Origin of the sequence: Yersinia sp. 1652 StPb PI (assembly GCF_041538345.1) — a bacterium.
Lineage (GTDB): Bacteria > Pseudomonadota > Gammaproteobacteria > Enterobacterales > Enterobacteriaceae > Yersinia > Yersinia enterocolitica_E.
On the sequence record NZ_JAULSM010000002.1, the window covers coordinates 1,268,092 to 1,281,991 of the forward strand.

Here is a 13,900-nt window from a genome sequence, read left to right on the forward strand (position 1 = left end):
CATGACGACTCACGCGGTACTGACGGCCAGGATAGCCAAAATGGGCCTTATTTGCACGGCGGCTGGCTTATGCATATTGATTACGGGGTGTGCCACTGAGCGACTTGACCTCGCGCCAGCCTCCTATTCCGAACCTTGGGTCGCGGATGCCAATACGGGCAGTGCTGCGGGCGCGGGTAATTTCTCTGTGCCAGCTAATCCGCTGGTGGCAGAACTTCCTCAGCCACCGGCAATAAAGAGCGGACATCTTTACTCATTACCTGAGCTGATTGATATTGCCCAGACTCAGAATCCAGATACCCGCATTGCCTGGCAGCAAGCGCGACAGGCTGCATTGGCTGTCGGTATGGGGGAGGCGGTATTTTTACCGATCATTTCAGCCAGTGTTATTGGTGGCTACCAGAGTACCAGCACACCGTTACCTTACGCGATTGGCAGCCATAAGGATGTTAATACCTCCGGGAGCGCAGTTGTTCCGGCGCTGGCATTACAGTGGCTTATCTTTGATTTTGGGCAGCGTAGTGCATTACTTGACGCAGCTAAACAAACCTCTTATGCCGCCAATGTTAGCTTTAATGGGATGCATCAGAAGCTAATCTACGATGTCACACGGACTTATTTCCAATATGGTGCCGCGCAGACCCAGAGGCAGATAGCAGAGCAAACGCTGAAAAATAGCTTAAAGATTCAAGATGCTGCCGAACAACGTCAAAAAAATGGTATTGCCACCACCGTCGAAGTGGCGTTGGCGCGCCAACAGGTGGCACAGTCTGAACTGCGCCGCGTGATGACAAAAGGTACGGAACGCGATGCTTATCAGGCATTACTGGGGGCGATGGGGGTTTCTCCCTCATTAGATATCAACATCGCTTATGCCGAAGACCGCGCTTTGCCAGATGTTGCCAGCACGCCGACCGAAAATATGATTCGTCTGGCCCTTTCCCAGCGGCCTGATGTGTTAGCCAGCTATGCGGTGGTTGAAGCTGCCAAGGCAGGTATCAAAGCCACTGAGGCCGACTTTTTGCCAAAAGTCTATCTTGCCGGAGCAGTCGCAGGCGGTGATGGGCGCTTTGATATTCAGGGTCTACCTGGGATTAGCCAGCAGACTTCATCCTCTAGCATTTTGGTGGGGGTCAGTGTTCCTCTTTACGATGGCGGGATACGGGCGGCGCGGGTCAAAGAGGCGGAGTCTCGTGCGGCAGTTGCAGCGGAAGGATTTAAGAAAACTCAGGAGTTGGCGGTGCGTGAAATCGTGGTGGCGGCGGATACTTTGCACTCGGCGCTTGAGTCTAATCAGGCGGCACTCAATCTGGTGAAAACGTCATTTATCACCTATGACGCTGCACTGGAATCTTATCGTAATGGTGTAGGTACCATCACGGTCGCTAACGAAGCGGCCAATGGCTTGTTGAATGCACAACAGATGAGTACCGATGCCCACGCCGCTTCGCTGGTCGCCGCTGCCAATCTGGCTTTTGTGATGGGTAAAATGACAAATACCTCACAACCTCTCGAGTTGCTTCATTAATCATAGAAATAAAGGGGCTTTCTTTTGGCGATAGGGGACGTTATTCAGGGGGTTGCACAAATTAACACAGGAGATGATAACCCATTAATGACATAGAGGTTTTTATCTATATTTTTTACACTGACAAAATACTGTACATCATCACGTGTTGTCTGAATGAATTTCGACCAGACATTATCTGGCACATCATCAATAGCTCTTATAATTTGAGTGGTGAAGTTGACTGTATAAACACCGTTATTATCCAAGGTGGTGTAGTTGAATGGCAGAGCACGATTTAATATATATGATGATGTTTTATCCTGTGCCGTTCCGGTAAATTTTATGAAACCATCACCATTGCGGGATAAAAAGATACTCACATCTGCCAGTAATGAAACAGAATCATAGGTATTAATGTTTTTTTTCAGGTATAGCTCAGAATCGCACTGTAAAACAACTTTAGGCAATAGTTGATAGGCCCAGAAAATGGCGACGGCAGATAATATCGTCAGGTAAACCACGGTAAGGTAACCTTTTTTCATCGTGCCTCTCCCGAGTTAATCCTGATCGTTCTGCACGCGTTATATCTACCCTGTTCATCTTCAATACATATACCTATAAAGGTGAGCTGATTAATCTTATAACCATCACTTCCTTTGGTATAAAAGATATGGTGCTTTTTCACTGAGCAGTCAATTTTTTCCTGCTTGAGGTCGCGCCGTGCCATATCAAGACTCCCCCCTTCGGCAGGGAATGTCGCATTTTTCTGGATAAAAATCTGGCATTGGTCAATTTCGCCAGAGAGTAAATAATTCGCTTTGCCAATGGTAACGTCGACCCAGTTGGCGTAAATCTTAAGAGCTGTACCTAATACTGATAGGATCACCAAAATAAGTAATATTTTGGATCTTAGTATTGTCAGATATTTTCGACCCGGGACTATCACTTCCCGGGTTAACGGGGCAATAGTTGGCATCAGGGCCGCGGTATTAGGCTGGCTAGTGGCTGATATTTCTTTGGAGTGCTCTGCTGCTATATCATAGCGTTCTTCTCCGGTATCTAGCTCTGGCTGTGCGGTACTCAGTATTGACTCAATCCGCGCTGTAAACTGAAAACCATGTTTAGGTATAGTCGTGATGACTTGTGGATTTTCACCTAAGGCTGTCAGGGCTTTTCTCAGTTCACTAACATAAGCATTCAGGTTGCTGTTTGATGCAGTAAAACCATAGTCTTCCCACACATTCTTCAGCAGTACTTCTCTTTCTATTGGTTGATTCTGATGTTTGATAAATTCAAGCAATAGCCGGGTTGCCGGGTTGGACAATGTCACCGCCCGTTCTTCGTCATTCAACTCCATCAATATCTTTTCTGATGGATTAAACACAATCGTAAGATTAAGTATATATTTCATCTATGACTCTAATGGACTAAACAACCTTTTAGTCGGGGCTAAATCAAAAACGGCAATGCAGTCTTAGGTTAAGCTACTCTCATAAATTTGTTTTTTGAAATGTTTTTTATGACTGACGGCTCTTTTTGTGGAAAAGAAAATAGGGCTAACCAACGCGGGCATAAAGAGCAATATCTCTTAACGAGCATTAAGAATCACTACTGCTAGAATTTAACATTTAATCAGTCTCTGCCTTATCATTAAATTAAAACTCACCATCATCGCATTTAACCTTGTTTTCCATAAGTTTATTATTCTTTTTGTTTTATTTAAAATGGCATTTAAAGGGATAAAAAAATGCATAAGACAATATATCGATATAAAAATCTATGTTTAAGGTAAATAAATGCTCAAATATACTTTCTTTAAAAAGTTGCTATCATTGTTACATCCTGATTTAGGCAAGGTGTCGTAACCCACATAGGTTTATCTCACTATTTTCTTTTCAGGGGCGTAACGACATTGGCGCCGTATGCTGACTTGCAGCAGAAATAGAGTTTCCTATGAACGATGTTATCGGCAGTGATTTTATCATCTGCCGATGAGTAATATCGTTTTTTGAATGTGGGGAATTCTATATTTAATAAATCTATTTAAATCAGTATACAGACATCAATAATAAATGAATTAACGTTATTTATGTTTGATTTATCCATATTAAATCACCCTCTATTAAATAGAGGGTGGCATCTATCTGTGGTTAAAACAGCCACACCATTTATCGGGAAACCGAAAATTAATATCACCATAAAGGAATAGCTCCATGCGTAAAACAATTTTCTCTCTGGCTCCGGCCGCGTTGGTGTTACTGGCGGTAGCAGTGAATACCCAAGCAGCATCTAACGCCCAATTAACGGTAACCGCTAACGTTGTTGCGTCAACCTGTGATGTTTCTTTGTCTACCAATAATCTGGATCTAGGTAACTATGCACCATCATCATTTACTGGTGTTGCTACCCCGATTCCCGCTAGCCAGAAAACATTCACTGTGGGTTTAAACAACTGTGAAGCACCGGCTGCTGCGGGTGATAAAGCCTATTTGGTCGTTACCGGGCAAACGCTGGGCGGTAACCCAAACATGTTTAACTCTACGGGCACCAACACCGGTGTCATGTTGAGTCAGGTTGCGACCCCAACCGCTTATATCAGCAACAATGACAAGTTATTGGTTGCTACTGCGGGAACAACACCAGCAGCCGGTGACTTTAATACTAAGACACTGAGCTTACAGGCTGGCCTGGCTTCAACCACCATCACTGGTATCAACATTGGTGCTGTTAGCGCGCCCATCTTGTTTGCCTTCGCCTATAACTGATTTTCTTAATGGTGGGTGGCTTCGGCTACCTGCCATTCTGCCTCTTTTCCTTTTTACCTTGGAGCGAAAGAATGAAGCGCCTAAAACTGCTTATTCCCCTGATGATGGCGCTGCTGTCTTGTCCACTCGCGGTATTGGCTGATGGATTTGGTATCAATGCCACCCGTCTGATTTACCCACAGGGCACCGGTAGCATTACTGTCACGGTACGTAACACGCAACCGATATTGCCTTACTTGGTACAGGTTTCGTTAAGCCGCACAGCAGACAGCTATAAAGCGACACCATTTACGGTAACGCCACCGATATTCCGCCTGGAGCCCAAGAGCGTGAACCAGATTCGCATTGCGGGTAATGACACTGATTTACCTAAAGATCGCGAATCCGTTTTTTATTTCCATGCGACAGCGGTTCCCGCTGCGGCCTCACCTACCGAAGCTCAACAAAGCACGGGTGTACAAGCCTCGGTGCAATTTGGTGTGGGTAGCATTATTAAACTGTTTTATCGCCCCGCAGGCTTGCCATCGTCGGCTGCGGATGCACAAAAAAACCTTAAGTTTCACCAGGTCAGTAATGGGCTGGAGGTCAGTAATCCATCACCCTATTTTGTCAGCCTGGCCAGTCTTAAGTTTGGCGGACAAGCACTTAAGTTAGATTCACCTGCGGCATTGATGATCGCCCCCTTTGGTGCACATACCTATCCCACAGTGGCGAAAGGCAGCAGCGTGGAGTGGCAAACCATTAATGACCAAGGTGGCGTAGATGCATTTAAACAGCTTCTGCCGTAAGAAAGTGCTTTGGGTTGGTTTGAGTTTGTTGGTCGGCGGAATCAGCATTAACACCCATGCCGTGACACTGAACTTTTCTGCATCGTTAGTACAAGGCACTTGTTCGTTAAGTCTGGATAAAAGTGTGCTGTCGCTAGGTGATGTACAGCAGGCTAACTTACGCAGCGAAACACTACTCAATTTACAGCCCGTTACGCTCACTGTTGATAATTGTAACGGTGCCGCAAGTGCCAGCTTGCAGCCAGTAGTTATCGCCCTTGGTCCGGGTAAGAGTCAAAACGGAAAATGGCTGTTTCGCAGTAGTGATTCTGATGTGGGCGGCGCTGGCGTGATGTTAGTGCAAAGTGCCAGCCAACCGAGTTATGCCAGCACGGAGGTCAAATCTGGTGATTATTTCCCGTTGGCCGCCGTGGGGCAGACACCCGTCAATAAACAATTACAGTTCTTTGCCGGCGTTAGTTGTGGCGGTGTGACTGATTGCGCCACGGTTAAACCGGGGCAACTCACTGCCAATGTTAATTTTATTTTTGCCTATCGCTGAGGTTGCCATGCCATTTGCACACTTTTCCCTTATCACGCTGCTATTGATGATTTTTGTAGGGGCACCGGCAATGGCGACCAGCAAGGGGGGCGTCAGTTTGAGCCAGACTCGAGTGGTATTTTCCGCTGAAGATAAAGCCCAAAGCCTCACAGTAAAGAATAGCGGTACGCAAAATTATTTGATTCAAAGTCGCATCCAAAACGAAATGAAAAATGATGCGACAGTGCCTTTTATTGTCACGCCGCCGCTGTTTCCGTTAGGGGCTGAAGGTAACCAATTACTGCGTATCCTTAAACAGGGTGAGGCGCTGCCTGACGATCGAGAGTCCCTGTTTTACCTTTCGGTATTAGCCATTCCGAGCCAGCCAGAACCTGTGCCTGAAGAGGCGCGTTTATCAATGGGTTTTCAGTTTGTTATCAAGCTGTTTTATCGCCCTACGGCTCTGAAGGATGTACCCCAAAATGTGGGTTGCCAACTGACATTTAGCCGAGTGGGAAATGGCATTCGTATTGAGAATCCAACCCCTTATTTTATAACGTTTGGGACGCTGAAGTTCGACCATAACGTTATCGACTTAGACACAGCCCCGTCGATGATTGCGCCGATGGGAGCACAGACCTATCCCGTTGCTGGTTCAATCAAGCACGTGGAGTGGCAAACCATAACCGACGCGGGTGGTTTGTCTGCATTGTGCCAACACACTGTGTCGCCATCACAGGAATAACCAAAATGAAATGCCTTATCTCATTCGTGACGCTGCTGTTATGCAGCTTGTTGGTATTTGCAGGCGCGCATGCGGCACCCTCTGAATCCCATGGGATTTCTTTTTATGTGCTGCGGGTAATTTACCCGGCAAGTGAGCAAAAAGGCGTCACCTTAACCGTGAATAATAAAAGTGCCGCCCCCTATCTGATGCAGTCGTGGATCCGCCCTGTAGATATGAAAACCGGTGATGTGGATTTGAATTACACCGGGCAGCCGAAGATGCCTTTTATTGTCACCCCTCCGTTGGAGCGTTTAGAGGCAAATAGCGAGCTGACACTGCGTATCCGCCATAACGGTGAACCGTTGCCAACGGATCGGGAGTCAGTCTTTTTTATCTCGATGAAAGCTATCCCTGCTAACAAAGAATCTGACAACGCGGGACCGTCGGGCCAGATGGCCGTGACGGTAGTCAGCAATATGAAGCTGTTCTATCGCCCTGAGGGGTTAGCTAAACGCGCGGTGGCCGAGGTGGCTTCTCAATTGCATTTTCGCCGTGAGGGTCATGAGCTGATTGCTGAGAACCCAACGCCATATTGGCTCACCTTTTCGCAATTGAAAGTTGGTGGCAGTGCGCTGGATAAACCCGCACTACGGCTGATGGTGCCACCGAAAGGGCAGCAGCGCTATACCTTGCCGGCGACGGCAAAAGGCAGTGTGGAATGGCAACTGATTGATGAGGATGGCTGGAGCACACCGGCTAACCAGCAAGCTTTATAACTTTTTCTGATTTTGATGGACAGACTACGTGATGCACAACATAACAATAAAAAACAGGCGTAACACGCCCACTTTTTCGCCCATTCTGATAGGGACCATGCTGCTGGCAGGGGCTTTTCCTGTCTTGGCGCGCGACTACTTTGACCCTCGTCTGTTAGCGTTGGGCGGAATGCAGTCGACCAGTGCTGATTTGAGTGCTTTTGAATCCGCCGGCCAGGTCGCGGAGGGCCGTTATCTGGTGACACTGTGGATGAATCAGTCGGATCAGGGTCAGTACACCTTGATGTTTAAAAAAGATGCACAAGGGCAGGTTCAGCCAGAGCTCACGCCTGCTCTCCTCCAGCAACTGGGGGTAAATACCACGGTGTTGCCGGGTTTTAGCACATTACCAGCGGATGCTCCGGTCAATGATTTGGCTGCACTCATTCCTGATTCTCAGGTGCATTTTGACTTATCCCAATTGCGGCTGGACATCAGTGTGCCGCAGATTGCCATGCAGCAAAACGCCGCCGGTTATGTTGATCCCGCATTGTGGGATGACGGTGTGCCCGCGTTGCTGATGAACTATAGCCTGAATGGCAGCCGAAACTGGCAGAGTGCGCAGGCTGGCATGGACAGTAGCGAACAGACCAATCTGTTTGCCAGCCTGCGTAACGGACTGAACTGGCAGGCCTGGCGTTTGCGCAGTGATATGACCTATACCCGCAACCAGAACAGCGGCACCGCTTCGTCGAGCCAGCAAAATACCCGTTTTTCCAATACCTATTTACAGCGCGATATTCATGCCTTGCGTGCCGAGGTGCTGGCGGGGGAAAGCAGTACCGGCAATGAGGTGTTCGACAGTATCCCGTTTCGCGGCATTAAACTTAATTCCAGCGAAGAAATGCTGCCTAACAGCCTGCGGGGTTTTGCGCCGGAGATTTCCGGGATTGCGCAAAGTAATGCACGTGTGACTGTTAGCCAGAATGGCAATGTGGTGTATCAAACCTATGTCGCCCCGGGGCCGTTTCGCATTAATGACCTCTATCAGACCAGTCAGGGCGGGGATCTGACGGTCACTATCACCGAGGCTGACGGCACTGTCCGCAGCCAAACGATGGCCTTTTCCTCTTTACCGGTGATGCAACGCCCCGGCGCGCTCAAATATGAGTTCACCACCGGGCGTTATAACGGCGGCATAACGCAAGGCTCGCGTGAAGCTACCTTTGGGCTAGGCACATTTATCTATGGTTTGCCCTACGACATTACTCTGTACGGCGGTGGGCTGATGGCAGAGGACTATCTTTCGTTCGTGGCCGGATCTGGTCTGTCATTAGGAGATTTTGGCGCGCTTTCAGCTGATATCACCACCTCTAATGCCAAATTGTACGGACAAGATGAGTGGCAACAAGGTCGCTCTTATCGGCTGCGTTATGCCAAAAGCTTGCTGAGTACTGGCACCTCGGTGGATTTGGCGGCCTACCGGTATTCAACCCGCCACTATTACAGTTTCTCAGACTTCAACAATCTGGGATATGAACTCAATGACAGCCAGGTACCTTGGGCTTTAGAGCGTCAGCGTTCCAATTTTCAGGTGCGCATCAGCCAGCAATTGGGGGACTGGGGGGCATTGTATCTATCTGCCTCCCGCAATGACTTTTGGGGTAATAACCAGGTGAATAACACGGTCTCTGCGGGGTACAACACCAGCTACCGTGGTGTGAGCTATGGGTTGGCCTACAGTATTGACCGTATTAAAGGTGACAGTGGTTGGCCTGAAAATCGTCAGTTATCAATGAACATGCAGGTGCCCTTTAGCCTATTTAGCTCAGCGCCAGCGGTGAGCCGCAGTTATGCCAACTATCAAATGACCCATAACAATCAGGGGCAGGTTCAGCAGCAGGTCGGCGTCAGCGGTAATGCGATGGATGACCGCCTTTCTTACAGTGCAATGCAGGGCTGGTCAAACGGCAATAGTGGTGATAATGCCACCCTGAATGCGGGCTATCAGGGCAGTAAAGGGATGGCAAACATCGGGTACAGCTACAGCAGCCAGTTCCGTTCGCTGAACCTCAGCGGCAATGGCAGCCTGATCGTCCACCCGGAAGGGGTAACACTGGGGCAAATGCTGGGAAGTTCGGTGGCGATAGTGAGTGCGCCAGGCGCGGGCGGTGTCGAGGTGATGAACGGGAATGTCCGTACCGACAGCCGTGGCTACGCGGTGGTGCCGTATTTATCGAATTACCAGAACAACAATATCAGCCTGAACCCGGCCACCTTGCCGGATGACGTCGACATGGCGAAATCGAGCCTGAATGTCTACCCAACCAAAGGGGCGGTGGTGATGGCGAGGTTTGATACGCGAGTCGGCTATCAGGCACTGGTGACTCTGCGTCGTGGTGAAACCGACATCCCCTTTGGGGCTGTCGTCAGGGTGGAGGGGAGTGCCGCGGGTGAAAACAATACCGGCATTGTTGGCGACGCCGGTCAGGTATACCTGAGTGGATTGCCGGAGAAAGGCCGATTGGTGACGAAATGGGGTCAGGGCGCAGACCAGCAATGCCGTGCTGTATTCGATTTGCAAACCAGTAAAGCCACATCAGGCAACAACCCGATCCGTCAATTAACCGCTCGCTGTGAAATCAGTTAATCACACCATGACATCCGGTAAACATGAATTTGTAGGAAAGAAAACGACATGAAAATAATTAGTCAACTATTGCGGCGGTCAGTATTTCGTCATTGCCCCGGCCTATGTCTGCTGGCGCTAATCGGGCAATCAGCCGTGGCGGACACGATTACCATTGGTAAAGGCAGTGGCATTGTGTGGGAGGGAATGCCATTTAGTGCCACCAATAGAGCCCCTACCACCACGGCCAGTTTCCCAAGCCCGGATCTATATGCCTACGATAGTATATATATTAACCCCACGAGTTTATCGTCAAGTTCGTGTGTACCGGACAGTTCGCTGACGACCATTGCCGGGTATAAAGTGTTCAAGATAGCCCCTGGGCTTGGGATAATTCCCCGGGCAACCGTCACGGCCGATTATGTGCTGGCGAACAACACGCCAGAGACGCTCAGTGGCACCATTGGGTTGCCAAGTACACAAGCCACGACGTCGAGCGGTGCGGTGATAACCAACCCACTCCAGGGCGGCGGCTGGTGTTTAGCCCCAAGAATGTCCGGCAGCACTAATTTCTATAAAGCCGGCACGTATATTAATGCGACAGCGACAGGAACGTGGGTGATGGTGGCTGATGGCACGCAAACCAGCCAGAGCAATATTGCATTATCTAATGTGAATTTCTCTACGTCAGGAAATGGTTATAAGACTTTTATTCCTATCTTTTCAAAGAACACGACAATCCGAATTTCGACACTGGAGTGTACGGTCAGCACCCCCACTCAGATTGATTTTGGTACAGTCTCCAGTAACCTTCAGACGGGCGCGGAACTCAGCACTAAGGCTAATTCGTTGATAACGCAATGCTCGCAAGACGGCGCTCAGGGTATTAATGCCAATATCAATGTGCAGTTCCGGGCACTAACCGGTTTGTATGAAAATGCCCCCACCCGTCTGGCACTCAGTCAGGGTGGGGGCTATATTACTGGCGAGATTAATAATGGCGTGACCGGCAGTGGTAGTTGCACGGCAACCACCGGGATGCCCTTTGATAACACCCAGCTAAAAGTCGGCAATATCACCAGTACACAAACAAGTCAGAACACCACCAATCAGGTGACATGGCGTTTATGCTCGGGGGGCAGTTCGCTGCCGACCGGTGCTGTTAGCGCGGCGGCAGAAATGCTGGTGACGTTTAACTGATTTTAAATAATAGCGTGGTAGCAGCCCTTGGCCACCACGTTAATTTTGTTCGCTAGAGCACACTATTATCGGCGACGCCAATCCATTAATCATATAGATGTCGTTACTTATATTTTCCAGGTTGATATAATACGGCATATTATCGTTACCCGTCTGAATGAACTTTGACCATAAATCTTTGGGGACATCATCGATAGCTCTGATTTTTTGCGCAGTGAATATAATGGTGTAAATACCATCATTATCGAGGTCGGAATATTTGAACGGCAACATGCGATTAAGTATGTATTGTGAGCTACTGTCCTCTACCGTTCCTGTGAATTTGATAAAACCCCTCCCATTTCGGTAGAAGAAAATCGAAGTATTTGCTTGTAACTCAATAGAGTGGAGTGGTGCGGTTTCTTTCTTTAGATAGAGTTCGGAATGGCATTTAAATGTGACTTGAGACAGTGAAAGATAAATCCATACCAACGCAACCATGGTTAATATTATCAAAAATATAATGGTAAGATGTTTTTTCTTCACACCTAAACTCCTGAGTTAATACTTATTGTTTTGCAGGAAGGGTAATCACTGCCTTCTTTTTTTGCACAGATGCCAATAAATGTAAGTTGATTAAATTTATAATCATTACTTCCTTTTAGATAAAAAATCTCGTTATTATCATTTTTGCAGTCTATTTCATCTTGGTGTAAATCGTTTTTAACCTGGTTGATTAGCTGCTCAGTGGCAGGGTAGGTGGAGTTCTTCTTAACATACAACATACACTTCCCAATTCTACCGGCAAGTACATGGCTTTTTTTATTAATGATGATCTCAGCACAACTATAATAAATTTTGAATGCAGTTATAGTGAGTGTAAATATAACTAACATCAGTAATATCTTTGCGCTAAACTCCATTTTTTCAACATTCTTATATGTATCTTCCTTACCAATACTGGGTGTCGCACCTACATCGCTATTGAATTCTCTTTTAAAATTTAAGTTTTTTAACTTTTCACTGCTTGTATTTTGAGTATCAATGGAAGATTCCTTCTCCTGACTTTCAGCCTTCATATGTGATTCAACATAGGCAACAAATTGGAACCCATGTTTGGGTATCGTTAAAATGAGTTGTGGGCTCTCTCCCAATGCTTTGAATGCCTTTCTAAGCTCACTAACATAGGTGTTTAAATTACTATTAGATGCAGTGAATCCATAGTCTTCCCAGATGTCCTTCAATAGCGTAACTCTATCTATAGCTTTGTTTCTGTGTTTAATGAATTCAAGCAGTAAACGGGTTGCCGGATTGGACAAAATCACAAAAATATCGTCATCATTTAGAATCATTAATTTCTTTTCTGATGGTCTAAAGAAAATAGTGTAGTTAATAAGGTATTTCATGATTAAGTTAATTTGTGAATGAGCTATTGATTGATGAACGCATATTTAAACTTTAAATAATTTATTGTCAATTTGTATTTTTAGGTGGTGGTCAAGTGCAGTTTAAGTTTTTTTTAAATTCCGATATTAAAAAATGCACAAGCTACTGTTAGCTATATTTTAAGATGTATAGCATCTCCCTTTATTTAAGTTTCGGAGTAAAAAACTATATATCTTCTAATTTGTGGCGTATGTTGCCGCATTGTTGATCTTGAAATAGAATAAATGCTGTTTTTAGGGTGTTTGTGTGGTTGTCATTAGGTATGTTTAGGTGCCATCGGTACGATTTAAATTTTTATGTTGAGAGTTACCGAGATACCAGCAATATCTCCCGAGGGGATTTATGAACAAAAGTGTCATGGTGGTTATTCATGAAAAAAATATATTTTTCTCTTTAGCATTGCAATCTGAACTATCCAAGCATTTAGATGAGATAACTGAATTAATACTTAATGATTCATTAATTATTTCGGCTAAAAAAACACAAATATTAAGACTGGTTTCAAAGCAGGATGCACAACGCTATTGTGAACGCCATGTTCGGAATACTCAGGGTAACAAAAAACACACATTATTTGTTGTGTTCTTGAATGATAGTAAGGGTTTAGCTGCCGACGGTAAATTACCTGATAATAACCCAGGCATTATATATGGTAATTACAGTAATAATATAATTGACGATATAATCCAGAATACTATTGGTTTACTGGAGGAAAAAGAACTTCAGGCTGAAGGTAATGCAATGAGTTACCCGGCCAGTGAGAGCACACTCACGGGCAAGGAACACACCGTTATGTGTTATTTAAAGTTAGGTATTAACCCAGTGACTATAGCCCAGATAATGAAGCTCAGCATCAAAACGGTTAATGCACATAAGAACTCAATAATGAAAAAGATAAACATGGAAAAAAGAATACAATCGTATCGTTTTCATATTAATGAGGCGTGTTTGGCGTAATCTAGATGGTGTCAAAATCAAGAGAGTTTTTTTGTCGATAATTTGGGACTTATCCCTACGATGGTACTGCTCTCTTTTAACCTTCGTTCTGAATCCACCCGGACCGTACAGCATTATGCTGACGAGATAAATTGATGGGTATCGGAGTAGGGAGGGGCGGATTTTTTTGGCAAATGCCAGGTTTGGCGGTATTAAAAATGATCGCCCAATGATGATTTTCATAGGATTAGTCTTGCTGAGGCGAGCTGATTAAGTGATCAATATCAATTTATTGACCTATGTAATTGATTTTATAAATTTATCACCTAACTATACACTTAACGTAGCTGCCGCTGGAGAGCGTCAACTCCGTACAACCGAGACCAGGCTGTTCTCGGATATCATTTTTTACTTGTATTACCAACCGCGTTGATAATCGTATTTTTCGCTGTACAGCAGTTTCTCATCAGTATAAATCTGCCACATGCCTCTATTTTCTGGTACTGCATGTATCATTCAATGAAATTTTATATCGATAAGTCATTTTTACGTTATTAACAGTTAACTGATTCATTGTGATAACCGTTAGGTTCCTCTCTATCCCTCTTTGTTGTGAAATACTCTGGCGCCAGATCACATTCTTAA

13 protein-coding genes are annotated in these 13,900 nt (G+C 46.0%); 9 read left to right on the forward strand and 4 right to left on the reverse strand.

The window, feature by feature from the left end; translation table 11 throughout:
• Position 1 precedes the first annotated feature (1 nt).
• Positions 2-1,528 (forward strand): TolC family protein, encoded by a 1,527-nt coding sequence (locus Q2T71_RS22215; protein WP_372560575.1) that lies wholly within the window; start codon positions 2-4, stop codon positions 1,526-1,528.
• A gap of 44 nt (positions 1,529-1,572) precedes the next feature.
• Here Q2T71_RS22215 and Q2T71_RS22220 read toward each other — a convergent pair whose 3' ends face one another.
• A complete protein-coding gene (locus Q2T71_RS22220) occupies positions 1,573-2,052 on the reverse strand; it encodes a FidL-like protein (protein WP_372560576.1) in 480 nt (159 codons plus the stop codon).
• Positions 2,049-2,921, reverse strand: coding sequence for a transcriptional regulator (locus tag Q2T71_RS22225; protein ID WP_372560577.1), 873 nt, complete (start codon positions 2,919-2,921; stop codon positions 2,049-2,051). The genes Q2T71_RS22220 and Q2T71_RS22225 overlap by 4 nt, the downstream gene beginning before the upstream one ends.
• An 802-nt stretch (positions 2,922-3,723) precedes the next feature.
• Between Q2T71_RS22225 and Q2T71_RS22230 the strand changes: the two genes are divergently transcribed.
• The 7 genes from Q2T71_RS22230 (at position 3,724) to Q2T71_RS22260 (ending at position 10,894) form a co-directional block, all read left to right on the forward strand.
• Entirely contained in the window at positions 3,724-4,275 is a 552-nt protein-coding gene (locus Q2T71_RS22230) for a fimbrial protein (RefSeq protein ID WP_372560578.1), read from the forward strand.
• 71 nt (positions 4,276-4,346) lie between these two features.
• Positions 4,347-5,063, forward strand: a complete 717-nt coding sequence (locus Q2T71_RS22235; protein ID WP_372560579.1) for a molecular chaperone — start codon at positions 4,347-4,349, stop codon at positions 5,061-5,063.
• Entirely contained in the window at positions 5,038-5,604 is a 567-nt protein-coding gene (locus tag Q2T71_RS22240) for a fimbrial protein (RefSeq protein ID WP_372560580.1), read from the forward strand. Before Q2T71_RS22235 ends, Q2T71_RS22240 begins: the two co-directional genes overlap by 26 nt.
• A 7-nt stretch (positions 5,605-5,611) precedes the next feature.
• Positions 5,612-6,328, forward strand: coding sequence for a molecular chaperone (locus Q2T71_RS22245; protein ID WP_372560581.1), 717 nt, complete (start codon positions 5,612-5,614; stop codon positions 6,326-6,328).
• A 5-nt stretch (positions 6,329-6,333) separates the two neighbouring features.
• Positions 6,334-7,086, forward strand: a complete 753-nt coding sequence (locus tag Q2T71_RS22250) for a molecular chaperone (protein WP_372560582.1) — start codon at positions 6,334-6,336, stop codon at positions 7,084-7,086.
• A gap of 31 nt (positions 7,087-7,117) precedes the next feature.
• Positions 7,118-9,715 carry a fimbria/pilus outer membrane usher protein gene (locus tag Q2T71_RS22255; protein ID WP_372560583.1) on the forward strand — a complete coding sequence of 866 codons (2,598 nt, stop codon included), beginning with the start codon at positions 7,118-7,120 and terminating at the stop codon, positions 9,713-9,715.
• A gap of 48 nt (positions 9,716-9,763) precedes the next feature.
• Entirely contained in the window at positions 9,764-10,894 is a 1,131-nt protein-coding gene (locus Q2T71_RS22260; protein ID WP_372560584.1) for an adhesin, read from the forward strand.
• Between the two features lie 39 nt (positions 10,895-10,933).
• On the opposite strand, the gene Q2T71_RS22265 is transcribed toward Q2T71_RS22260, so the two are convergent.
• Positions 10,934-11,419, reverse strand: coding sequence for a hypothetical protein (locus Q2T71_RS22265; RefSeq protein ID WP_372560585.1), 486 nt, complete (start codon positions 11,417-11,419; stop codon positions 10,934-10,936).
• Positions 11,420-11,421: 2 nt separating this feature from the next.
• Positions 11,422-12,225 carry a transcriptional regulator gene (locus Q2T71_RS22270; protein ID WP_372560586.1) on the reverse strand — a complete coding sequence of 268 codons (804 nt, stop codon included), beginning with the start codon at positions 12,223-12,225 and terminating at the stop codon, positions 11,422-11,424.
• 436 nt (positions 12,226-12,661) lie between these two features.
• On the opposite strand from Q2T71_RS22270, the gene Q2T71_RS22275 reads away from it, so the two are divergent.
• Complete coding sequence (locus tag Q2T71_RS22275) at positions 12,662-13,276, forward strand: helix-turn-helix domain-containing protein (RefSeq protein WP_372560587.1); 615 nt, start codon at positions 12,662-12,664, stop codon at positions 13,274-13,276.
• The last annotated feature ends 624 nt before the right edge of the window (positions 13,277-13,900 follow it).

Bases quoted from the DNA above. Each gene is read 5' to 3' on its own strand.
- Q2T71_RS22215 (WP_372560575.1), top strand. From the start codon at position 2: ATGACGACTCACGCGGTACTGACGGCCAGGATAGCCAAAATGGGCCTT.
- Q2T71_RS22220 (WP_372560576.1), bottom strand. From the start codon at position 2,052: ATGAAAAAAGGTTACCTTACCGTGGTTTACCTGACGATATTATCTGCC.
- Q2T71_RS22225 (WP_372560577.1), bottom strand. From the start codon at position 2,921: ATGAAATATATACTTAATCTTACGATTGTGTTTAATCCATCAGAAAAG.
- Q2T71_RS22230 (WP_372560578.1), top strand. From the start codon at position 3,724: ATGCGTAAAACAATTTTCTCTCTGGCTCCGGCCGCGTTGGTGTTACTG.
- Q2T71_RS22235 (WP_372560579.1), top strand. From the start codon at position 4,347: ATGAAGCGCCTAAAACTGCTTATTCCCCTGATGATGGCGCTGCTGTCT.
- Q2T71_RS22240 (WP_372560580.1), top strand. From the start codon at position 5,038: ATGCATTTAAACAGCTTCTGCCGTAAGAAAGTGCTTTGGGTTGGTTTG.
- Q2T71_RS22245 (WP_372560581.1), top strand. From the start codon at position 5,612: ATGCCATTTGCACACTTTTCCCTTATCACGCTGCTATTGATGATTTTT.
- Q2T71_RS22250 (WP_372560582.1), top strand. From the start codon at position 6,334: ATGAAATGCCTTATCTCATTCGTGACGCTGCTGTTATGCAGCTTGTTG.
- Q2T71_RS22255 (WP_372560583.1), top strand. From the start codon at position 7,118: ATGCACAACATAACAATAAAAAACAGGCGTAACACGCCCACTTTTTCG.
- Q2T71_RS22260 (WP_372560584.1), top strand. From the start codon at position 9,764: ATGAAAATAATTAGTCAACTATTGCGGCGGTCAGTATTTCGTCATTGC.
- Q2T71_RS22270 (WP_372560586.1), bottom strand. From the start codon at position 12,225: ATGATTCTAAATGATGACGATATTTTTGTGATTTTGTCCAATCCGGCA.
- Q2T71_RS22275 (WP_372560587.1), top strand. From the start codon at position 12,662: ATGAACAAAAGTGTCATGGTGGTTATTCATGAAAAAAATATATTTTTC.